This is a genomic window from Alicycliphilus sp. T452 (assembly GCF_054512775.1).
The window spans coordinates 1-21,898 of record NZ_JBTNEH010000019.1 but is presented as its reverse complement, the minus strand read 5'-3'; the positions used below and the strand labels follow the sequence as shown (position 1 = coordinate 21,898).

Genomic DNA, 21,898 nt, shown 5'->3' with positions numbered 1-21,898 from the left:
ATGGACATGAGTGACACCACGAAGATCGCCATCGTCACGGGTGCGGGCACGGGCATCGGCAAGGCGGCGGCCCTGGCCTTGCTGGGCGACGGCTGGAGCGTGGCCCTGGCGGGCAGGCGCGAGCAGCCGCTGCTGGACGTGGCGCAGCAGGCCCGGGCGGGAGAGCGGGCGCTGCCCGTCCCGACGGACGTGGCCGACCCCGAGGCCGTGCGCCATCTGTTCGACCGCACGGTCGAGCGGTTCGGGCGCGTGGACCTGCTGTTCAACAACGCCGGCGTGGGCGCGCCCGCCATACCGCTCGAAGACCTGTCGGTGCAGCAGTGGAAGACCGTGGTGGATGTCAACCTGAACGGCATGTTCTTCTGCATCCAGAACGCCTTCCGGGTCATGAAGGCGCAGTCGCCGCGCGGCGGGCGCATCATCAACAACGGCTCCATCTCGGCGCACACGCCGCGCCCCAATTCCATTGCCTATACGGCCACCAAGCACGCGGTGATGGGCATGACGAAGACGGCATCCCTCGACGGGCGCAAGTACGACATCGCCGTGGGGCAGATCGACGTGGGCAATGCACAGACCGAGCTGGCGCAGCGCATGACGCAAGGCGTGCAGCAGGCCAATGGCCAGATCGCTGCAGAGCCGCTGATGGACGTGGCCATCGTGGGGCGGTCCGTGCTGTACATGGCGAACCTGCCGCTCGAGGCCAACGTCATGTTCCACACCGTGATGGCGACGAAGATGCCGTTTGCCGGGCGGGGATGAGCGCAGGTGCATCCCTGGACGCGCGCCGCGCTGGTTCTGTGTGCATGCCTGGCGTGGCCTGCGGCGCAGGCCGATCCCGTGGCGGACGACATGCGGCCCCGCGTGCTGGCCTGCACTGCCTGCCACGGCAAGGAGGGGCGCGCGACGCCCGGCGGCTATTTCCCGCGCATTGCGGGCAAGCCTGCGGGGTATCTGTACAACCAGCTGCTCAACTTCCGTGACGGGCGGCGCAGCTATCCGCAGATGTCCCGTCTCCTGGAGTACCTGACGGACGACTACCTGCACGAGATCGCCGGGTACTTCGCCGCCCTGGATCTGCCCTATGCGCCTGCCGCGCCCGCGCCGGCGTCGCAGTCCTTGATCGAGCGTGGCCGGCAATTGGTTCGCCATGGCGACGAGGGCAGGAAAATCCCGGCCTGCGTCCAATGCCATGGCGACGCCATGACCGGGGTCGCGCCCTTCGTTCCCGGCCTGCTGGGGCTGTCGCGGGATTACGTGGGCAGCCAGCTGGGCGCGTGGCAGACGGGGCAGCGGCGCACCCAGGCGCCCGACTGCATGGCGGAGATCGCGCGTCAGCTGACCGTGGAGGATGTCGGCGCGGTGTCGGCATGGCTCGCGGCCCAGGCCGTTCCCGGCCAGGGCAAGCCGGCCATGTCGTTCAAGGGGGAGCTGCCCGTGCCCTGTGGCAGTGTCCGCCCGTCGCACGCATCCGCCCCTGCGGCCGGGCGGGGGGCGCGATGAGCGCCGCGCGTGTCCTGCTGGGCTGGGCCGTGGGCTGCGTGGTGCTGGCGGCGGCAGTCGGGGGCGGCGTGGCGGCGCTCAACAGGCTGGACGAGGCCGCGCTGCCCGCAGATGAAGCCCCTCTGCCTGCGACGCCCGAGGCGATTGCGCGGGGCGAATACCTGGCGCGCGCGGGCAACTGCATGTCCTGCCATACGCGCCAGGGGGGCCCGGCGTTCGCCGGCGGCCGGGCGATCGATACGCCGTTCGGCGCGGTCCATGCGTCCAACCTCACGCCCCATGACGCCACGGGCATAGGCCTTTGGTCCGCGAGCGAGTTCTGGCGTGCCCTGCACAACGGCCGGTCGCGCGATGGGCGCCTGCTCTATCCCGCGTTCCCCTACCCGAACTACACCCACATCACGCGCGCGGACTCGGATGCCATCTACGCCTACCTGCGCAGCCTGCCGTCCGTGGAGCAGCCAAACCGGCCGCATGCGCTGCGCTTTCCCTTCAATACCCAGGCAGCCCTGGCCGCATGGCGCGCATTGTTTTTCCGGCCCGGCGTGCTGCCGGACCAGCCGGCGCGGTCGGCCGAGTGGAACCGGGGCGCCTATCTGGTGCTGGGCCTGGGGCACTGCGCCGCGTGCCATACGCCGCGCAATGCCCTGGGTGCGCCGCGCGCGGACGCGGCGTTCCGCGGCGGGCTGATCCCCGTCCAGAACTGGTATGCGCCGGCGCTCACTTCGCCGCACGAGGCAGCGCTGGGCGCGTGGCCCGTGGAGGACGTGGTCGCGCTGCTCAAGACGGGCATATCGCCCCGGGCCACGGTGTCCGGGCCCATGGCGGAGGTCGTGTTCCGCAGCCTCCAGTACCTGGACGATGCCGATCTGCGGGCCATGGCTGCCTACCTGCGCAGCCTGCCCCAGGAGGATGGGCCCGCCCCGCCTGCAGCCAAGCCGTCCGCCACCGCGATGGAGAAGGGGCAGGGCATCTACCAGCAGCAGTGCTCCCAATGCCATGGCGAGCAGGGGGAGGGGCGCCGCGGCGCTTTCCCGGCGCTGGCGGGCAACCGCGCCGTGCTGCTGGCCGATGCCACCAACCTGGTGCAGGTGGTGCTGCAGGGCGGGTACCTGCCGGCGACGGCGGGTAATCCGCGCCCCCATGGCATGCCGCCCTTCATGCAGGGCCTGCGGGACGAGGAAATCGCCAGCGTGCTGTCCTACATTCGCAATGCCTGGGGCAACGAGGCCGCAAAGGTCGATACGATAGACGTCTACCGCGCCCGCGAGCGGCGCGGTTCTTGAAAAAACAAAGGACGGATCGCATGGGCATGGTGAGCGCGGCGGCGCCATCGTCGGCACATTGGCCTTCACCAGGGCCATGGTGGGTGGTGTGTCTTTGCGCCCAGTGGTGCGGCGCCTGCCGCGAGTACCGTGGCGTGTTCGAGGTACTGGCGGGCGATTGGCCGCAGGTCCGGTTCGAATGGGTGGACGTGGAGGACGAGGAGGACGTCGTTGGCGAGGTCGACGTGGAAACCTTTCCCACGATCCTGATCGCGGACGGCCAGGTGGCGCGGTTCCTCGGGCCGGTCCTGCCGCAGGCGCAGGTCCTGGGCCGCATGCTGCAGGGCATGCAGGGCGACCCCGGCGCGCCGGCCGCCGATGCGCAGGCGCAGGCGCTTTTCCGGCGGATTGCCGCGAGCCGTTGACCGTTTTCTGCGGAATGCAAGATGCGTGCCGTTGACCTTTGCATATCGGTGTTTTAACGGATACAATGCGCGCTTCACGACCAAAACGGGCGGGTACTCACCGCCCGTTTTTTTTGGGCGTTTGCTTTTTGGCCTTCGGCCAGCCCGTGGTTTCACGGCTGGCAGGGCCTTTCAATTGGAATTGGACAGAGCGCACACCTGTGGCATTGCAGCAAATCGTTGAACAGACCGTGGCCGGGTTGGGCTATGACCTGGTGGAGATCGAGCGCTCCGCAGGGGGCTTGCTGCGCATCACCATCGACCTGGTGTGGACTCCTGCGGCCGACGGCGGCGAAGCGCAGGCCGCCGAGCGGTTCGTCACCGTCGAGGATTGCGAGAAGGTCACGCGCCAGCTGCAGTTCGCCCTCGAGGTCGAAGGGGTGGACTACAAACGCCTGGAGGTGTCCTCGCCGGGCATCGACCGGCTGCTGCGCAACGAGCAGGATTTCACGCGCTTCGAGGGCGAGGTGATCGACATCACCCTGAAGGAGCCCCTGGGCGCGGCCGCAGGCGGGCAGGTGGCCGCCAACCGCAAGAAGTTCCGCGGCACGCTCGAGCGTGTCCCCGCCGGTGGCTGGCAGATCGTCTGGAGCGATGAGCCGCCGGTCAAGCCGGGGCAGCGCGTGAGCAAGAAGCGGGTGCCGGCGCCGCTGCAGGCCTTGGGGTTTGTGCTGGACGAATTGCGTGAGGCGCGGCTGGCGCCCATCGTGGACTTCAAGGGGCGGGGCGCCAAGCCCGGCGCGGCAGGCTGAGATTGGAAAGCGGGGGCGGCCATTGCGGGCCGGCCCGCCAGGGATTGAGAAACAGGAGAGTCGTCGCATGAATCGCGAATTGTTGATGTTGGTAGAGGCTATTTCGCGTGAAAAGAACGTCGAGCGCGATGTGGTCTTGGGTGCCGTGGAGTCGGCACTGGCCCAGGCCACGAAGAAGCTGTACCAGGGAGAGGTGGATCTGCGCGTGTCCATCGACCGCGACAGCGGCGACTACGAGACTTTCCGCCGCTGGCTGGTGGTGCCCGACGATGCCGGGCTGCAGAACCCCGATGCCGAGGAACTGCTCATGGATGCCCGCGAGCGCATTCCGGACATCGAGGTGGGCGAGTACATCGAAGAGCCGGTGGAGTCCGTGCCCATCGGGCGCATCGGCGCCATGGCCGCCAAGCAGGTCATCCTGCAGAAGATCCGCGACGCCGAACGCGAGATGCTGCTCAACGACTTCATGAGCCGCGGCGAGAAGATCTTCACCGGCACCGTCAAGCGCATGGACAAGGGCGACCTCATCGTCGAGTCCGGGCGCGTGGAAGGGCGCCTGCGCCGCAGCGAGATGATCCCCAAGGAGAACCTGCGCAACGGCGACCGCGTGCGCGCCATCATCATGGAGGTGGACCTCACGCTGCGCGGCGCTCCCATCATCCTCTCGCGCTCGGCGCCGGAGTTCATGATCGAGCTGTTCCGCAACGAGGTGCCCGAGATCGAGCAGGGCCTGCTGGAAATCAAGAGCTGCGCACGCGATCCGGGCAGCCGCGCCAAGATCGCCGTGCTCTCGCACGACAAGCGCGTGGACCCGATCGGCACCTGCGTGGGCGTGCGCGGCACCCGCGTCAATGCCGTGACCAACGAACTGGCGGGCGAGCGCGTGGACATCGTGCTGTGGTCCGAAGACCCGGCGCAGTTCGTGATCGGCGCGCTCGCGCCGGCCAACGTGAGCTCCATCGTGGTGGACGAGGAAAAGCACGCCATGGACGTGGTGGTGGACGAGGAGAACCTTGCCATCGCCATCGGCCGCGGCGGCCAGAACGTGCGCCTGGCCTCGGAGCTCACGGGCTGGAAGATCAACATCATGGACGCCGCCGAATCGGCGCAAAAGCAGGCCGACGAGACCGATGCGGCGCGCCGGCTGTTCATGGAAAAGCTCGATGTGGACGAGGAGATCGCCGACATCCTGATCGCCGAGGGCTTCGAGAGCCTGGAGGAAGTGGCCTATGTGCCGCTGCAGGAGATGCTGGAGATCGAGAGCTTCGACGAGGATACCGTGAACGAGCTGCGCGCCCGTGCCAAGGACGCGCTGCTCACCATGGAAATCGCCCGCGAGGAAAGCGTGGGCAGCGTATCGCAGGACCTGCGCGATCTCGAGGGCCTGACGCCGGAGCTGATTGCCAAGCTGGCCGATGCAGGAGTGAACACACGTGATGACCTGGCCGATCTGGCCATTGACGAACTGACCGATCTGACCGGGCAGTCTGCCGAGGATGCGAAGGCCTTGATCATGAAGGCGCGCGAGCACTGGTTCACGGGACAAGAGTAAAGGTCAGGGAGGTACGTACCGAATATGTCGAGTAATACTGTCGCCGAGTTCGCTGCAGAGCTCAAGAAATCGCCGGAAACCCTGCTTGATCAACTCAAGTCTGCCGGTGTCGCCAAGTCGGCGGCCACCGACTTGCTGAACGAGGCCGACAAGCAGAAGCTGCTGGCCTACCTGCAGGCCAGCCATGGCACCGTTGGTGGCGATCGCAAGAAGATCACGCTGGTCAAGAAATCCACCAGCGAGATCAAGCAGGCCGATGCCACGGGCAAGGCCCGCACCATCCAGGTGGAGGTGCGCAAGAAGCGCACGTTCATCAAGCGCGAGGATGACGCCGGCGCGGCATCCGAGCCCATGGCGCCGTCCCGTTCGGCCGAAGACCTGGAGCTCGTCCGCCGCGAGGAAGAGGCGCGCCGCCAGGCCGAGCTGATCAGCCGCCAGGAAGAAGAACTGGTCGCGGCGCGGCGCGAGCGCGAAGCGCGCGAGCAGCGCGAGCGCGAGGCCGAGGAGCGTGCCGCCGCCTACGCGGCCCAGCAGGCCGAGAAGAAGGCCCAGGAATCGGCAGAGAAGCAGGAAGCGCAGCGCGAGGCCGCAGCCGAGGCCGAGGCCCGCGCCAAGGCCCAGGCCGACGCCCGCGCCAAGGCCGAGGCGGAATCCAAGGCCCGTGCTGCCGAGGAGGCCGCGCGCGCCGCAGACCTGGACGAACGCCGCCGCAAGGCCCTGGCCGAGGCCGAGGCGATCCGCGCGATGATGGCCGCCCCCAAGAAGGTGCTCGTGGCCAAGAAGCCCGAGGAACCCAAGCCCGCTGCCGCGAAGACGGCCGCCGGGGCGGACGCCAAGAAGGGCACGCTGCACAAGCCGGCCGCCACGGCGGGCGGCGGCGCGCGCGCGGGCGCGCCTGCGGCGCCCGGCAGCGGCAAGGAGGTCAAGTCCGCCAAGCTCTCGTCGAGCTGGGCCAACGATGCGACCAAGAAGAAGGAAATCAAGACCCGAGGCGACAGCAGCGGCGGCGTGGGCCGCAACAACTGGCGTTCCGGGCCGCGCGGCCGCCGCGGCAATGACCGCAACGAGCCGCATCAGCAGCAGGCGGCGGCCGAGTTCCGCGCCATCGAGGTGCATGTGCCCGAGACCATCACCGTGGCCGAGCTGGCGCACAAGATGGCCATCAAGGCGTCCGAGGTGATCAAGGCGCTCATGAAGATGGGCCAGATGGTCACCATCAACCAGCCGCTGGACCAGGACACGGCGATGATCGTGGTCGAGGAAATGGGCCACAAGGCCGTCGTGGCGGCGCTGGACGATCCCGAGGCCTTCACGGCCGAGGAAGTCTCCGGCCAGCAGGCCGAGGCCCTGCCGCGCGCGCCCGTGGTCACCGTCATGGGCCACGTGGACCACGGCAAGACCTCGCTGCTGGACTACATCCGGCGCGCCAAGGTGGCGCCGGGCGAGGCCGGCGGCATCACGCAGCACATCGGCGCCTACCACGTCGAGACGCCGCGCGGCATCATCACCTTCCTCGACACGCCCGGCCACGAGGCCTTCACGGCCATGCGCGCCCGCGGCGCGCAGGCCACCGATATCGTGATCCTGGTGTGCGCGGCCGATGACGGCGTCATGCCGCAGACGCGCGAGGCCATCAAGCACGCCAAGGCGGCAGGGGTGCCTATCGTCGTGGCCATCACCAAGGCCGACAAGCACGAAGCCAACCCGGAGAAGGTCAAGCAGGAGCTGGTGGCCGAAGAGGTGGTGCCCGAGGAATACGGCGGCGATTCGCCCTTCGTGGCCGTGTCGTCCAAGACCGGCATGGGCATCGACGAACTGCTGGAGCAGGTGCTCCTGCAGGCCGAGGTGCTGGAGCTCAAGGCCCCGGTGGACGCCATGGCCAAGGGCCTGGTGATCGAGGCGCAGCTGGACAAGGGCCGCGGCCCCGTCGCCACGGTGCTGGTGCAGTCGGGCACGCTCAAGGTGGGCGACGTGGTGCTCGCCGGCCAGACCTTCGGCCGCGTGCGCGCCATGACCGACGAGGACGGCCGCATCACCAAGGACGCGGGCCCGTCGATCCCCGTGGAGATCCAGGGCCTGTCCGAGGTGCCGCAGGCCGGCGACGAGTTCATGGTGCTCTCCGACGAGCGCCGTGCCCGCGAGATCGCCACCTACCGCGCCGGCAAGTTCCGCAACACCAAGCTGGCCAAGCAGCAGGCGGCCAAGCTCGAGAGCGTGTTCTCCGAGATGACGGCGGGCGAGGTGCAGCACCTGCCCATCATCATCAAGGCCGACGTGCAGGGCTCGCAGGAGGCGCTTGCCGCGTCCCTGCTCAAGCTCTCCACCGACGAGATCAAGGTCCAGCTCGTGTACGCCGGCGTGGGCGGCATCAGCGAGAGCGACGTGAACCTGGCGATTGCCTCCAAGGCGGTGGTCATCGGCTTCAACGTGCGCGCCGACGCGGGCGCCCGCAAGACCGCGGAAGCCAACGACGTGCAGCTGCACTACTACAACATCATCTACGATGCCGTCGATGAGTTGAAGGCGGCGATGTCGGGCATGCTGGCACCCGAGCAGCGCGAAGAACCCATCGGCACGGCCGAGATCCGCACCGTGTTCGTGGCGACCAAGATCGGCACCATCGCCGGCTCCTACATCACCTCGGGCCAGGTCACGCGCGGCTGCAAGTTCCGCCTGCTGCGCGACAACGTGGTCATCTACACGGGCGAAGTGGAGTCGGTGCGCCGCCTGAAGGACGATGTCAAGGAAGTCAAGGAAGGCTTCGAGTGCGGTATCAAGCTGCGCAACTACACGGACATCAAGGAAGGCGACCAGCTCGAGCTCTTCGAGATCAAGGAAATCGCCCGGACGCTGTAAGCCATGGCCGCCAAGAAGTCTTCCACGCCCAACCGCGGCTTCAAGGTCGCGGACCAGATCCAGCGCGACCTGGCCGAGCTGATCCGCGACCTCAAGGATCCGCGCATCGGAATGTGCACGCTGCAGGCCGTGGAGGTCACGCCCGACTATGCGCACGCCAAGGTGTTCTTCAGCGTGCTGGTGGGCGACGGCCAGGCCACGCAGGAGGCGCTGAACCAGGCCGCGGGATTCCTGCGCAACGGCCTGTTCAAGCGCCTGTCCATCCACACCGTGCCCACGCTGCACTTCGTGTTCGACCGCACCACCGAGCGCGCCTCCGACATGAACGCGCTGATCGCGCGCGCCGTGGCATCGCGTTCCAAGGACGACGACGCCAATGACTGAGCGCGCTCCCCGTGTCCGGGTGCAGCGGCGCCCGGTGCACGGAGTGCTGCTGCTCGACAAACCCCTGGGCCTTTCCAGCAACGACGCCTTGCAAAAGGTGAAGTGGCTGCTGCGCGCCGAAAAGGCCGGTCACACCGGCACGCTGGACCCGCTGGCGACCGGCGTGCTGCCGCTGTGCTTCGGCGCGGCGACCAAATTCAGCGCGCTGCAGCTCGACGCGCCCAAGACCTACGAGGCCGTCGCCCTGCTGGGCACCACCACCACCACCGGCGACGCCGAGGGCGAGGTGCTGGAGCGGCGCGCCATCGATCCCGCACAGCTCACGCCCGGACGCCTGGCCGAGGTGCAGCGGCAGTTCACCGGCCCCATCCGCCAGGTGCCGCCCATGCACAGCGCCCTGAAGAAGGACGGCAAGGCGCTGTACGAATACGCCCGTGCCGGGGTCGAGGTCGAGCGCCCCGCGCGCGATGTCACGATTCATGCATTGAATATGGCTCTGACGCTTGATGGACAAGCGCAGGCAGCTATCAAAATAACAGTGACCTGCAGCAAGGGCACTTACATCCGCACCCTGGGGGAAGACATAGGCCGGGCCCTGGGCTGCGGCGCGCACCTCGGCTTCCTGCGCCGCCTGGATACCGGCGGCCTGGGCGTGGAGCGCTGCGTCACGCTGGCGCAGATCGAGGCGCTCGACGAGGGCGCGCGCCTGGGCCTGGTGCAGCCGGTGCAGACGCTGCTGGCCGGCCATGCCGTCGTCACCCTCGGGGAGCAGGATGCCGGGCGCTTCCTCTCGGGCATGCGCCGCCGCGGCCCCTGGCCCGATGCTGGCGCCGTGGCCGTCTACGGCGAGCGCCCGCACGCGCTGCTGGGCGTGGGGCACGTGCTGCAGGGGGAGCTGGTCCCCGACCGGCTCCTGAGCCCCCTGGAGATCCAACAGATTCTGCAAGGCGCGCCGCGCGCCCACATAGAAGAACGCGGCACATTGGAAACAACGCTATGAGCAAACAAATCCGCAACATCGCCATCATTGCCCACGTCGACCATGGCAAGACCACCATGGTGGACCAGCTGCTGCGCCAGTCCGGCACCTTTGCCGCCCACGAGAAGGTCGTGGACACCGTGATGGACAGCAACGCCATCGAACGCGAGCGCGGCATCACCATCCTGGCCAAGAACTGCGCCGTGTCCTGGGAGGGCACGCACATCAACATCCTCGACACGCCCGGCCACGCGGACTTCGGTGGCGAGGTGGAGCGCGCCCTGTCCATGGTGGACGGCGTGGTGCTGCTCATCGACGCGCAGGAAGGCCCCATGCCGCAGACGCGCTTCGTGACCAAGAAGGCGCTGGCCCTGGGGCTCAAGCCCATCGTCGTCGTGAACAAGGTGGACAAGCCCGGCGCGCGCCCCGACTACGTGGTCAACGCCGCGTTCGACCTGTTCGACAAGCTGGGCGCCACCGACGAGCAGCTCGACTTCCCCGTGGTCTATGCCTCGGGCATCAACGGCTGGAGCTCCCTGGAGCAGGGCGCGCCGGGCGAGCAGTGGGGGCCCGACATGTCGGCCCTGTTCAACACCATTCTCAAGCACGTGCCCTCGGTCCAGGGCGACCCGGCGGCGCCGGTGCAGATGCAGGTCTCGGCGCTGGACTACTCCACCTTCGTGGGCCGCATCGGCGTGGGCCGCATCACCCAGGGCACGCTCAAGGCGGGCCAGGACGTGCTGGTCATGGCCGGGCCCGATGGCGCCAGCTACAAGGGCCGCATCAACCAGATCCACCAGTTCCAGGGCCTGGACCGCGTGCAGGTGAGCGAAGCCGGCCCGAGCGAGATCGTGCTCATCAACGGCATCGAGAACGTGGGCATCGGCGAGACCATCACCGACCCCGCCAATCCCGCGCCCCTGCCCATGCTCAAGATTGACGAGCCGACGCTGACCATGAACTTCTGCGTCAACACCAGCCCGCTGGCCGGGCGCGAGGGCAAGTTCGTCACCAGCCGCCAGATCTGGGACCGCCTGCAAAGGGAGCTGCGCTCCAACGTGGCGCTGCGCGTGAAGGAAACCGACGAGGACGGCATCTTCGAGGTCTCGGGCCGCGGCGAGCTGCACCTGACCATCCTGCTGGAGGAGATGCGCCGCGAGGGCTACGAGCTGGCCGTCTCCAAGCCGCGCGTGGTGTTCAAGGACATCGACGGCGTGCGCTGCGAGCCCATCGAGCTGGTGACGGCCGACATCGAGGAAGGCCACCAGGGCGGCGTGATGCAGGCGCTGGGCGAGCGCAAGGGCGAGCTCGTGAACATGGAGCCGGACGGGCGCGGCCGCGTGCGCCTGGAGTACCGCATTCCCGCGCGCGGGCTGATCGGCTTTACCAACGAGTTCCTGAACCTCACGCGCGGCTCGGGCCTCATCAGCAACATCTTCGACAGCTACGAGCCGCACAAGGGCGAGATCGGCGGGCGCAAGAACGGCGTGCTGATCAGCATGGACGATGGCGAGATCTTCACCTACGCCCTGGGCAAGCTCGACGACCGCGGCCGCATGTTCGTGCGCGCGGGCGATCCGGTGTACGAGGGCATGATCGTCGGCGTGCACAACCGCGACAACGACCTCGTGGTGAACGCCACGCGCACCAAGCAGCTCACCAACTTCCGCGTGAGCGGCAAGGAAGACGCCATCAAGGTCACCCCGCCCATCGAGCTGTCGCTCGAATATGGCGTGGAGTTCATCGAGGACGACGAGCTGGTGGAGATCACGCCCAAGAGCATCCGCCTGCGCAAGCGCCACCTGAAGGAACACGAGCGCAAGCGCGCCAGCCGCGAGGGTGCATGACCGGTGCCTGCCGCATCAGCAAAAAAGGGAGCCATCGAGGCTCCCTTTTTTGCTGATGCGGGTGCCTTGCCTACACCGCAAGCTCCGCCAGGCCATACAGCGGCATGCCGATCCAGGGATTCCACAACGCATCGAGCCCCCGGCCCAGCCAGCCATAGCATTCGGTCACGCTGTGCAATTGCAGCAGGCGCAGGCGGGGGTGGCTTGCGCACAGTTCCTCCGGGTGGCGGATGCCCCAATGGAACTCGGCCCCCGTGCGGCCTACGCTCGAGTGCCAGCGGGCATGGCCCACGGTGCATTGGGGCAGTACGTCGATCCACAGGCGCGAGCCGGCGGGCGCATGGGTGGCGAACTGCGCCAGCACCTGCCGCACCTGTGCGGGCTGCAGGTACATGAGAACGCCTTCGCACACCACGAACAGCGGCTGGGCCAGCGCGCGCCGCGGCAGGTGCAGGGCCTGCCACCATTGGGGGTGCGTGATGTCGAGTATGGCGCGGCGCAGCCGGGGCGACAGCGGCGGGTCCAGCGCGCGGCGCAGCGCCATGACCTCGGGCAGGTCGGCGTCGACCCAGGTGTTGCGGCCGTTGTCCAGCCATTGGAAATAATGCGAAAGGCCGCAGCCCAGGTTGATGCCCCAGGCATGCGGGTGCCGGGCGAAGAAGGCCTGGCCCGCTGCCCGGATGTGCCGGGTGCGCCACAGGATATTCAGGACCGTGGGGCGGTCCGCCAGGTAGGTGCTGACGTCCACGCCGAGGCGGCCCAGCTGGCGTGCGGCCTCTGCGTCGCCGCAGGCCAGGTGGGGAAAGCAGGCGTCTCCCGCGGCGCGTGCTGCCAGGGGAATGAGCAGCGTGCTGGGCACGGCATGCAGGGGCAGGGCGCGCGGCTTTGCGGCCGAAGCAGGCGCCGGGGAGGTGGGCGGCGGAGCCTTTCTGGTTGACCTAGATCGCATGGTATGTGCCTCAATGCTAGGGAGTTGCGGCAACCTCTTCCAATCTACGTGGTCGAGAGGAGGGGGGCAAGCGTTGGCGGGTGTGTCTTTGTGCTGCGTCAAGGCAGCCGGACCCGCACGGGAGATCGTGCCAGGCAAACGCGGTACAAAACCTGGGATGCTGAAAGCGCAAGAAACAAATGTGATGGTTCTGTTTTTTGCCGGGTCCTGGCGCAGGCCGTCTTCTGCCAGCCCCGAATCCCCCAAGAATGCGCCGCCATGCCCCGCGCTGCGCGGCGGGCGGGCCCGCAGCCGCTAATATGCGCGATTTACGTGTCGGGCCCGGCTTGCCGCCGGGTGGCGGCACAGCAACTGCTTGGATGGAAGGAACAACAATGACGGAGATGGCAACGGAAGTCGTGGCCGAGGTGCGCGGCCAGGTGGGCTGCATCACGCTGAACCGCCCGAAGGCGCTCAATGCCCTGTCGCTGGGCATGGTCCGCGACCTGATGGCCGCGCTGCTGGCCTGGCAGCACGATGACAAGGTGCTGGCCGTGGCGGTCCGCGGCAACGGCCGCGAGGGGCCGTTCGGCGCCTTCTGCGCGGGCGGCGACATCCGCTTCCTGCACGCCGCGGGCAGCGTGGGCAATCCGCAGCTCGAAGACTTCTTCACCGAGGAATACGCCCTCAACCACCTGATCCACAACTACGGCAAGCCCTACATCGCCTTCATGGATGGCATCGTCATGGGCGGCGGCATGGGCATCAGCCAGGGCGGCAGCCTGCGCATTGTGACCGAGCGTACCAAGATGGCCATGCCCGAGACGGCGATCGGCCTGTTCCCGGACGTGGGCGGCGGCTACTTCCTCTCGCGCTGCCCCGGCCGCGTGGGTGAGTGGCTGGCCCTGACGGGCGACACCATAGGCGCGGCCGACGCGATCGCCTTCGGTCTTGCGGACGGCTTCCTGCCCGCCGACCAGCAGGCGGCCGTGTGGGAGGGCCTGGGCACGCAGGCGTTTGCCGACGGCGCGGCGGCGCAGCAGTGGGTTGCTTCAAAATTCGTAGCTGCTGGCGCTTGCCAGATAAGCGCAAGAGCCCAAATTGACCAATATTTCGCGCTGGACGGCGTGCCCGCCATCGTGGCCGCGCTGGAGCGTGCCGATGACGATTGGGCACGCGCCACGGCCGCTACGTTGCGCAAGCGTTCGCCGCTGATGCTGCACGTGGTGCTGGAGCAGATCCGCCGCGCGCGCGCCATGGGCCTGGCCGACGACCTGCGCATGGAGCGCGACATGGTGCGCCACTGCTTCTACCTGCGCCCAGGCGAGAGCGAGACCCTGGAAGGCATCCGCGCTCTGGCCGTGGACAAGGACCAGAACCCCGCCTGGCGCCCCGCACGCATCGAGGACGTGAGCCCCGAGCTGGTGCAGGCCTTCTTCAAGAGCCCCTGGCCGGCGCACGCGCACCCTCTGGCGGCGCTGCGCTGAGCTGCAGCTGCTGGTACACGGCCGTGGCCAGCGCCTGCAGCGCGGGCCGCGGCAGCTCGCCGCTGAGCGCATAGCCAAAGCCGCGCTCCACCCAGTAGAAGCCCGACACCGGCCCCTGGCTGTAGAAATGGAAGGCCTCGGCCTGCGCATCCTCCAGCGCTCCCAGGTACAGGGTGATGCGCGTGCCCGCGGCATCCTGGTACATGAACTGGGCGCGTGCGCCGCTGCCCCCGGGCAATAGGCGGCCGCCCACCAGGTCGAAGCCTTGCGCCTGCAGGTGCGGCACCGTGAGCGGGCGCGCCAGGCGCTTGGACAGCCACTGCACCAGGTGGTCCTGCTGGGCCGCAGTCACTTCCACGGGATGGCGCTGCTCCGGCTGGTAGACCGCATGGGCCACGGCGGCCTGCTGCGCAAACCGCAGGGGCGGCGAGGGGGCCGCCGCCAGCGTGGCGCCGCCGCCCCAGGGCCCGTGCAGGCCCCAGCCCAGGCCGAAGGCCAGCACCCAGCTCGCGGCGATGCCGCCCCAGAGGGCCCAGCGGCTGCGCCCGTCGTGCGTGTCCTGCAGCTGGTCGGCCGCTTGGCGAAGGGCGTCGGGCACGGGGCGCTCCAGCCAGTCCGCGTGCAATGTCCGCAGCAACACGCGCTGCCGCTCCCAGTCATCGGCCTCCTCGCGCGTTCGGGCGCCGAGGCTGGCGCGCAGCCGCTCGGCATGCTCCGGCGGCAGGCGCCCGTCCACCAGGGCATGCAGTTCAGCGTCATTCGGGGGGAGGGGCGGGCGAGGGGCGTTCATGGCAGGTCTTGGCGCGGAGGCGCTTCATTTCATGCGGCGCAAAGGGGTGGACGGGTCGCGCGGGAAGGCGGGCGCATGGGCCGGGGCCTGTTCCAGCAGCTCGCGCATGCGGCTGCGTGCGCGCGACAGGCGCGACATCACGGTGCCCACGGGAATGTCCAGCACGCGCGCCACGTCGGCGTAGGCCATGTCCTCCAGCGTCACCAGCAGGAGCACGGCGCGCTGCTCCGCGGGCAGGCGCTGCAGGCAGCGGTCGAGGTCGATGGCGACGTCGCTCGCCGCACCGTCCGTGCCCGGCAGCGCGGCAAGGCTCTCCGCGTCCAGCGCCTGCACCGCCAACAGGCCGCGGCGCTGGTTCAGGTACAGGTTGTGCATCAGCGTGAACAGCCAGGCGCGCAGGTCGCTGCCGCTGCGCCACAGCAGCCACTTGCGGCAGGCGCGCTCCAGCGTGTCCTGCACCAGATCGTCGGCCGCCCAGGCGTCGCCGGTGAGCGCGCGCGCATAGCGGCGCAGCCCGGGCAGCTGTTCCACGATCTGGGCGCGGTTCATGGGCGCATTGCCGGGCTCATGGCGTGGCGGTGTGCCAGACGTTGTTCACACCGTCGCCCGTCTTGTCCCCGGGCTTGCTGTCCTTGCTCCAGTAGTACAGCGGCTTGCCCTTGTAGGCCACCTGCTTGGTGCCGTCGTCGCGCTGGATCAGGCTGTAGCCATCCCCGCTGGGCGCCGCCGTGGCGGCCAGGGGCGGCCAGTTGGTGGCGCAGGGGCCATTGCAGACGGATTTGCCGCTGCCGGCCATGTCCTTGTCGAAGACATAGAGCGTCATGCCATTGGGCCCGACGAGGACGCCATCCTTGGCGCTCACCTGCGCATGGGACATGGAATAGCTGCCGGCCAGGGCCAGCGCGACGAGCAAGGAACCGAGTTTGGTCATGGTGTTCTCCGTTGAGATGCCGGCCGGGCGAAATTGCGGCCTGACGCAGGGATGAACACCGCCGGATGGGCATTTATTCCATGCCCGCGCAAAAAAATGTTCAGCGGTGGCGGCTCTTCATGGCGCGCTCCACCTCGCGCTTGCCCTCGCGTTCCTTGATGGTGTCGCGCTTGTCGTGCTCTGCCTTGCCCTTGGCCAGGGCGATGTCGCACTTGGCACGGCCGTCCTTCCAGTGCAGGTTCAGCGGCACCAGGGTGTAGCCCTTCTGTTCCACCTTGCCAATAAGGCGGCGGATCTCGTCCTTGTGCAGCAGCAGCTTCTTGATGCGCGTGGCGTCGGGGCTGACGTGGGTGGACGCGGTCTTCAGCGGGTTGATCTGGCAGCCGATCAGGAAGAGCTCGCCATCCTTGATGACCACGTAGCCGTCGGTGAGCTGCACCTTGCCCTCGCGCAGCGCCTTGACCTCCCAGCCGTGCAGCACCATGCCGGCCTCGTGGCGCTCTTCGAAGAAGTAGTTGTATGCCGCTTTTTTGTTGTCGGCGATGCGTGACGATGTTTCGGGTTTCTTGGCCATGGTGAATAAATGCGGCGCAAACCGGAAGATCCAAGCTCTCCCTACAATTGTTGTCGTCTCGCCCCACGATTCTAGGGCGCATCCACGGCATCCCTACCTGGAGGGGTGACGGCCGGCACGGCCCGAGCCCGGTTCCCGCAGTCTTCATGAAAACCGTCAACAAGTCCGTTCTCATCTGGTACAGCCCCGAAGAAATGTTCGCCCTCGTGACGGACGTGGCCAAGTACCCGCAGTTTCTGCCCTGGTGCGACCACGCCACCGTGCTGGAGCGCAGCGAGCACGGAATGAAGGCGGAGGTGGGCATCTCCCTTGGCGGGCTGCACAAGTCCTTCGTGACGCGCAACACCCACGAAGAGGGCCGCCGCGTGAAGATGGAGCTGGTCGAGGGGCCGTTCTCCAAGCTCGATGGCGACTGGCGCTTCCACCCCGTGGGCGATGGCACGCAGCGTGCCTGCAAGGTCGAGCTGCAGTTGCACTATGGCTTTGACAGCAAGGCGCTGGCCACCCTGGTCGGGCCCGTGTTCGACCGCATTGCCGCCACCTTCGTCGACGCCTTCATCAAGCGGGCCGAGCAGGTCTACGGCTGAGGAATGGGTATGGCCGACATGCTGCGCGTCACGGTGGCCGCCTCGCTGCAAGCCTCCGAAGTGCGCGAATGGCAGCTGCGGCTGCCCGCCGGCGCCAGCGTGGCGGATGCGGTGCTGGCGTGCAATATCGACGTACAGCATGGCCGCCTGGCGTGCGGCATATGGGGCAGGGCGGTCGAGTTGCACGAGCGGCTGCGCGACGGGGACCGCGTGGAGTGCTGCCGCCCGCTGACCGTGGACCCCAAGCTGGCGCGCCGCCAGCGCTTCGCGAGCCAGGGTGCGCGCGCGGCGGGCTTGTTCGCCAAGCATCGCTCCGGCTCCAAGGCCGGATACTGACAGGGGCCAACAAAAAACGGCCAGCCGGCGATGCGCGCGGCTGGCCGTCGTCGCAGTAAACGGCTTACTGGCAGTCGGAGGCGATCACCGCATCCGCGCGGCTCAGCTCTGCCGCCCGCGTCGCATCGTCCATGAAGCTGCGCTCGCCGTTGGCGTTGGTGTGGCTCACCAGGCGGCCTGGAGCCAGCTGGGCCTTGACCAGCTTGGCGCGCGCGCAGTTGTCGGCGCGCACCTTGGCCTGGCGCTCTTGCTCGGCCTTTTTCTTGGCGGCCTCGGCAGCCTCGGCCTTGGCCTTGTTCTCTTCGAGCTGCTTGTCCTTGCCCGTGCCGGGCGTGGCCTGCGCGGAGGAAGGGGCGTCGGCGCTGGCCGTGGCCTGGGGCGCGGCCGCCGGGCGGGGCAGGCCGCCAGCGTGGGGCTGCTTGAGGATGTTCTTCTCGGGAACGTCCTGCGGCGGAGGGCGGTCGCTGAATACCTTGCGTCCATCCTTGTCCACCCACTGCCATTGCGCAAAGGCCCCGGTGGTCCAGGCACAGGCCAGCGCCAGCAGAACAAGCTTGTATGGTTTCATGCGTGCGAGTGTAGCCGGGGCCATGGGGTGACTGCCAGGGCGTATGCATGGCCTGTGTCGTGGCGAGTACAATCCATTTTTTGGAGCTTTCACATGCGCCTTCTTGGAAAAGCGCTCACCTTCGACGATGTGTTGCTGGTGCCGGCGTACTCCCAGGTCCTGCCCAAGGACACCTCTCTTTCCACGCGCTTCACGCGCAACATCCAGCTCAACCTGCCTCTCGTGTCCGCCGCCATGGACACCGTCACGGAAGCGCGCCTGGCCATCGCCATTGCCCAGGAGGGCGGCATCGGCGTGGTGCACAAGAACATGACGGCCGAGCAGCAGGCTGCCGAGGTGGCCAAGGTCAAGCGCCACGAATCCGGCGTGGTGCACGACCCGGTGGTCATCACGCCCGAACATACCGTGCTGCAGGTGCTCGAATTGTCGGAGAACCTGGGCATCTCGGGCTTTCCGGTGTGCGACGGCGGCAAGGTGGTGGGCATCGTCACCAGCCGCGACGTGCGCTTCGAGACACGCTACGACGTCAAGGTCAGCCAGATCATGACGCCGCGCGAAAAGCTCATCACCGTCAACGAAAAAGACCACACCAGCCCGGCGCAGGCCAAGGCGCTCCTGAACAAGCACAAGCTCGAACGCCTGCTGGTGGTCAACGATGGCTTCGAACTCAAGGGTCTGATCACCGTCAAGGACATCAACAAGCAGACCACCTTCCCCAACGCCGCGCGCGACAGCGAGGGCCGCCTGCGCGTGGCCGCTGCCGTGGGCGTGGGTGAGGGCACGGAAGAGCGCGTGGCCGCCCTGGTCAAGGCCGGAGTGGATGCCATCGTGGTGGATACCGCGCACGGCCACAGCAAGGGCGTGATCGAGCGCGTGCGCTGGGTCAAGCAGAACTATCCACAGGTCGACGTGATCGGCGGCAACATCGCCACCGGCGCAGCGGCGCTGGCGCTGGTGGAGGCGGGCGCGGACGCGGTCAAGGTCGGCATCGGCCCGGGCTCCATCTGCACCACGCGCATCGTGGCCGGCGTGGGCGTGCCGCAGATCATGGCCATCGACAACGTGGCCACGGCGCTCAAGGGCACGGGCGTGCCTCTGATCGCCGACGGCGGCATCCGCTTCTCGGGCGACATCGCCAAGGCCATCGCCGCGGGCGCGTCCAGCATCATGATGGGCGGCATGTTCGCGGGCACGGAAGAAGCGCCGGGCGAAGTCATCCTCTACCAGGGCCGCTCCTACAAGAGCTACCGCGGCATGGGCTCCATCGGCGCCATGCAGCAGGGCAGCGCCGACCGCTACTTCCAGGAAGCGACCACCGGCAACCCCAACGCCGACAAACTGGTGCCCGAGGGCATCGAAGGCCGCGTGCCGTACAAGGGCTCGATGGTCTCCATCGTGTTCCAGATGGCAGGCGGCGTGCGCGCGGCCATGGGCTATTGCGGCTGCGCCACCATCGCCGAGATGAACGACAAGGCCGAGTTCGTCGAGATCACCGCCGCCGGCATCCGCGAATCGCACGTGCACGACGTGCAGATCACCAAGGAAGCCCCCAACTACCGCGCCGACTAAAATCCGCGCGTCCCAGGCCCGAACCCAAGCAGGCGTTCGGGCCTTTGTCTTTTCCCGACCCTGTCGCTCCACCATGCAACACGACAAGATCCTCATCCTCGACTTCGGCTCCCAGGTCACCCAGCTCATCGCGCGGCGCGTACGCGAGGCCCATGTGTACTGCGAGGTCCATCCGTGCGATGTCAGCAGCGAATGGGTGCGCTCTTTTGCGGCAGACGGCAGGCTCAAGGGCGTGATTCTCTCGGGCAGCCACGCCAGCGTGTACGAGGTGGACGACAAGGCGCCGCAGGCGGTGTTCGAGCTGGGCGTCCCGGTGCTCGGTATCTGCTACGGCATGCAGACCATGGCCAACCAGCTCGGCGGCAAGGTCGAGGGCTCGCACACGCGCGAATTCGGCTACGCCGAGGTGCGCGCCCATGGCCATACCGAGCTGCTCAAGGGCATCGAGGACTTCGCCACGCCCGAGGGCCACGGCATGCTGAAGGTCTGGATGAGCCATGGCGACAAGGTCACCGGGCTGCCGCCGGGGTTCAAGCTCATGGCATCCACGCCGTCCTGCCCCATCGCGGGCATGGCGGACGAGGCTCGGCGCTTCTACGCCGTGCAGTTCCACCCAGAGGTCACGCACACGGTGCAGGGCCGGGCTCTGCTGGAGCGCTTCGTCCTCGGCATTTGCGCAGCCAGGCCCGATTGGGTCATGAAGGACCATATCGCCGAGGCCGTCGAGGCCATCCGCGCCCAGGTGGGGGACGAGGAGGTGATCCTGGGCCTGTCGGGCGGCGTCGATTCGAGCGTGGCCGCCGCGCTGATCCACCGCGCCATCGGCGACCAGCTGACTTGCGTGTTCGTCGACCATGGCCTGCTGCGCCTCAACGAGGGCGACATGGTCATGGACATGTTCGAGGGCAAGCTGCATGCGAAGGTGATTCGCGTGGATGCGAGTGAGCTGTTCCTCTCCAGGCTCGCGGGCGTCTCCGAACCCGAACAAAAGCGCAAGATCATCGGCGGCCTGTTCGTGGACGTATTCAAGGCTGAGGCCGCCAAGCTCAAGGCGGCAGGAGGTGGCCACAAGGGTGCGACCTTCCTGGCCCAGGGCACCATCTACCCGGACGTGATCGAATCGGGTGGCGCCAAGAGCAAAAAGGCCGTCACCATCAAGAGCCACCACAACGTGGGCGGCCTGCCCGAGCAACTCGGCTTGAAGCTGCTCGAACCCCTGCGCGACCTGTTCAAGGACGAGGTGCGCGAACTCGGCGTGGCGCTCGGCCTGCCGCGCGAGATGGTGTATCGCCACCCTTTCCCCGGCCCGGGCCTGGGCGTGCGCATCCTGGGCGAGGTGAAGAAGGAATACGCCGACCTGCTGCGCCGCGCCGACGCCATCTTCATCGAGGAACTGCGCAACCACGTCGATGAAGCCACCGGCAAGACCTGGTACGACCTGACCAGCCAGGCTTTCACCGTGTTCCTGCCCGTCAAGAGCGTCGGCGTGATGGGCGACGGCCGCACCTACGACTACGTGGTGGCACTGCGCGCAGTGCAGACCAGCGATTTCATGACTGCCGACTGGGCTGAACTGCCCTATGCGCTGCTCAAGAAGGTGTCGGGCCGCATTATCAATGAGGTACGTGGTATCAACCGTGTAACCTACGACGTGAGCAGCAAGCCGCCAGCGACGATTGAGTGGGAATAATGTACAGTGATTTCAAGACGTTCAGCAGCGTCTTGAATTTCACAAAATTACATTGAGAATCAACAGCTTATGCATCCAAAGGCACCCAGCGGGATGCAGCCAAAGCCAAAGTTTTAGACGGTAGCTGTGACGGTAAATCTGTGAATCTCTGAGGCGCTGCTTTCCTTTACCGACAAGGGCCTTGACGGTAAAGTTTTACCAGGAAAGCCACCATGCTCACAGACACAGAACTGCGCAAACTGCGCCCAAAAGAAAAAACTTTCAAAGTCGCTGACAGAGACGGCATGTACGTGACCGTCTCGACCGCAGGCACGAAGTCGTTTCGCTATGACTACCGCCTCAATGGCCGACGAGAAACACTGACGATTGGCCGATACGACGACACGGCGGGTGCCAAGCATCCCCGTGACCCGGCTGAACTCGACTTCGGCATGACGGTCTCGTTGGCCGAAGCCCGTTCATTGCTCACGGTTGCCAGACGGTGTGTGGAACGCGGTGAGTCACCCTCCAGAACCAAAGTCGAAAAGCGCCAAGAAGCAGCAGACTCCCTGACATTCGGGCGCTGGGCAGAAAAATACTTCGCAGACAAGGCCGATCCCAACAACGGTGCTCGTTTGGCCGACTCCACGCTGGCAATGCGGCGCTCGGTCTACAAGCGGTATCTGGAAGGACCGTTAGGCAAGCTCAAGCTGGACGAAATCAATCCTGCCTGTTGATTTCCACGCAGAAGTGACCCACTAACCCCCAGGATTTCCATCTAAATCTGACCCACGTACTAACCCTAACCTGCTGCTTTGTTGAGCAGCAGGAGACCAGGAGTGATAGACGTGGCAACA

General features: G+C 67.3%; 22 protein-coding genes. 16 read left to right on the top strand and 6 right to left on the bottom strand.

Annotated elements, in window-relative coordinates; genetic code table 11:
* The first annotated feature begins 6 nt into the window (after positions 1-6).
* The 10 genes from ACX12L_RS16400 (at position 7) to typA (ending at position 11,602) form a co-directional block, all read left to right on the top strand.
* Positions 7-762 (top strand): SDR family oxidoreductase, encoded by a 756-nt coding sequence (locus ACX12L_RS16400; RefSeq protein WP_459263525.1) that lies wholly within the window; start codon positions 7-9, stop codon positions 760-762.
* A gap of 90 nt (positions 763-852) precedes the next feature.
* Positions 853-1,503, top strand: a complete 651-nt coding sequence (locus tag ACX12L_RS16395) for a c-type cytochrome (protein ID WP_459263587.1) — start codon at positions 853-855, stop codon at positions 1,501-1,503.
* Entirely contained in the window at positions 1,500-2,789 is a 1,290-nt protein-coding gene (locus ACX12L_RS16390; protein ID WP_459263524.1) for a c-type cytochrome, read from the top strand. The genes ACX12L_RS16395 and ACX12L_RS16390 overlap by 4 nt, the downstream gene beginning before the upstream one ends.
* 20 nt (positions 2,790-2,809) lie before the next feature.
* Entirely contained in the window at positions 2,810-3,193 is a 384-nt protein-coding gene (locus tag ACX12L_RS16385; protein ID WP_459263523.1) for a thioredoxin domain-containing protein, read from the top strand.
* Between the two features lie 200 nt (positions 3,194-3,393).
* Positions 3,394-3,984 carry a ribosome maturation factor RimP gene (gene rimP, locus ACX12L_RS16380; protein WP_459263522.1) on the top strand — a complete coding sequence of 197 codons (591 nt, stop codon included), beginning with the start codon at positions 3,394-3,396 and terminating at the stop codon, positions 3,982-3,984.
* A gap of 67 nt (positions 3,985-4,051) precedes the next feature.
* Positions 4,052-5,536: a transcription termination factor NusA gene (nusA, locus tag ACX12L_RS16375; RefSeq protein ID WP_459263521.1), complete on the top strand. Its 1,485-nt coding sequence runs from the start codon at positions 4,052-4,054 to the stop codon at positions 5,534-5,536.
* Between the two features lie 24 nt (positions 5,537-5,560).
* Positions 5,561-8,392 (top strand): translation initiation factor IF-2, encoded by a 2,832-nt coding sequence (gene infB / locus ACX12L_RS16370; protein WP_459263520.1) that lies wholly within the window; start codon positions 5,561-5,563, stop codon positions 8,390-8,392.
* 3 nt (positions 8,393-8,395) lie between these two features.
* Positions 8,396-8,776 (top strand): 30S ribosome-binding factor RbfA, encoded by a 381-nt coding sequence (rbfA, locus tag ACX12L_RS16365; RefSeq protein ID WP_094436296.1) that lies wholly within the window; start codon positions 8,396-8,398, stop codon positions 8,774-8,776.
* Positions 8,769-9,776, top strand: a complete 1,008-nt coding sequence (gene truB, locus ACX12L_RS16360) for a tRNA pseudouridine(55) synthase TruB (RefSeq protein WP_459263519.1) — start codon at positions 8,769-8,771, stop codon at positions 9,774-9,776. Before rbfA ends, truB begins: the two co-directional genes overlap by 8 nt.
* Positions 9,773-11,602, top strand: a complete 1,830-nt coding sequence (gene typA / locus ACX12L_RS16355; protein ID WP_459263518.1) for a translational GTPase TypA — start codon at positions 9,773-9,775, stop codon at positions 11,600-11,602. The genes truB and typA overlap by 4 nt, the downstream gene beginning before the upstream one ends.
* A 70-nt stretch (positions 11,603-11,672) precedes the next feature.
* On the opposite strand, the gene ACX12L_RS16350 is transcribed toward typA, so the two are convergent.
* Positions 11,673-12,551, bottom strand: coding sequence for a class I SAM-dependent methyltransferase (locus ACX12L_RS16350; RefSeq protein ID WP_459263517.1), 879 nt, complete (start codon positions 12,549-12,551; stop codon positions 11,673-11,675).
* A 374-nt stretch (positions 12,552-12,925) separates the two neighbouring features.
* On the opposite strand from ACX12L_RS16350, the gene ACX12L_RS16345 reads away from it, so the two are divergent.
* Positions 12,926-14,017, top strand: coding sequence for an enoyl-CoA hydratase/isomerase family protein (locus tag ACX12L_RS16345; protein ID WP_459263516.1), 1,092 nt, complete (start codon positions 12,926-12,928; stop codon positions 14,015-14,017).
* Here the strand turns inward: ACX12L_RS16345 and ACX12L_RS16340 are convergent.
* From ACX12L_RS16340 to smpB, 4 genes are all read right to left on the bottom strand, one after another.
* The gene (locus ACX12L_RS16340; protein WP_459263515.1) at positions 13,968-14,807 is read right to left on the bottom strand and encodes an anti-sigma factor family protein; all 840 of its coding nucleotides are present in this window, start codon (positions 14,805-14,807) and stop codon (positions 13,968-13,970) included. The two genes, ACX12L_RS16345 and ACX12L_RS16340, sit on opposite strands and share 50 nt — an antisense overlap.
* Before the next feature lie 24 nt (positions 14,808-14,831).
* Positions 14,832-15,356 (bottom strand): RNA polymerase sigma factor, encoded by a 525-nt coding sequence (locus ACX12L_RS16335; RefSeq protein ID WP_459263514.1) that lies wholly within the window; start codon positions 15,354-15,356, stop codon positions 14,832-14,834.
* Between the two features lie 16 nt (positions 15,357-15,372).
* Positions 15,373-15,738 (bottom strand): COG4315 family predicted lipoprotein, encoded by a 366-nt coding sequence (locus tag ACX12L_RS16330; RefSeq protein ID WP_459263513.1) that lies wholly within the window; start codon positions 15,736-15,738, stop codon positions 15,373-15,375.
* Between the two features lie 100 nt (positions 15,739-15,838).
* Positions 15,839-16,312, bottom strand: coding sequence for an SsrA-binding protein SmpB (gene smpB / locus ACX12L_RS16325; RefSeq protein WP_459263512.1), 474 nt, complete (start codon positions 16,310-16,312; stop codon positions 15,839-15,841).
* A 146-nt stretch (positions 16,313-16,458) separates the two neighbouring features.
* Here smpB and ACX12L_RS16320 point away from each other — a divergent pair, with 146 nt between their 5' ends.
* The gene (locus ACX12L_RS16320; protein WP_459263511.1) at positions 16,459-16,899 is read left to right on the top strand and encodes a type II toxin-antitoxin system RatA family toxin; all 441 of its coding nucleotides are present in this window, start codon (positions 16,459-16,461) and stop codon (positions 16,897-16,899) included.
* Positions 16,900-16,908: 9 nt separating this feature from the next.
* Positions 16,909-17,235, top strand: coding sequence for an RnfH family protein (locus ACX12L_RS16315; protein ID WP_459263510.1), 327 nt, complete (start codon positions 16,909-16,911; stop codon positions 17,233-17,235).
* Positions 17,236-17,299: 64 nt separating this feature from the next.
* Here the strand turns inward: ACX12L_RS16315 and ACX12L_RS16310 are convergent, their stop codons facing one another.
* A complete protein-coding gene (locus ACX12L_RS16310) occupies positions 17,300-17,803 on the bottom strand; it encodes a DUF4124 domain-containing protein (RefSeq protein WP_459263509.1) in 504 nt (167 codons plus the stop codon).
* A 93-nt stretch (positions 17,804-17,896) separates the two neighbouring features.
* Between ACX12L_RS16310 and guaB the strand changes: the two genes are divergently transcribed.
* The 3 genes from guaB to ACX12L_RS16295 all read left to right on the top strand — a co-directional run bounded on the left by guaB (position 17,897) and on the right by ACX12L_RS16295 (position 21,778).
* Positions 17,897-19,372, top strand: coding sequence for an IMP dehydrogenase (gene guaB / locus ACX12L_RS16305; protein ID WP_459263508.1), 1,476 nt, complete (start codon positions 17,897-17,899; stop codon positions 19,370-19,372).
* Between the two features lie 73 nt (positions 19,373-19,445).
* Complete coding sequence (gene guaA, locus ACX12L_RS16300; RefSeq protein WP_459263507.1) at positions 19,446-21,062, top strand: glutamine-hydrolyzing GMP synthase; 1,617 nt, start codon at positions 19,446-19,448, stop codon at positions 21,060-21,062.
* 212 nt (positions 21,063-21,274) lie between these two features.
* Positions 21,275-21,778, top strand: a complete 504-nt coding sequence (locus ACX12L_RS16295) for an integrase arm-type DNA-binding domain-containing protein (RefSeq protein WP_459263506.1) — start codon at positions 21,275-21,277, stop codon at positions 21,776-21,778.
* The last annotated feature ends 120 nt before the right edge of the window (positions 21,779-21,898 follow it).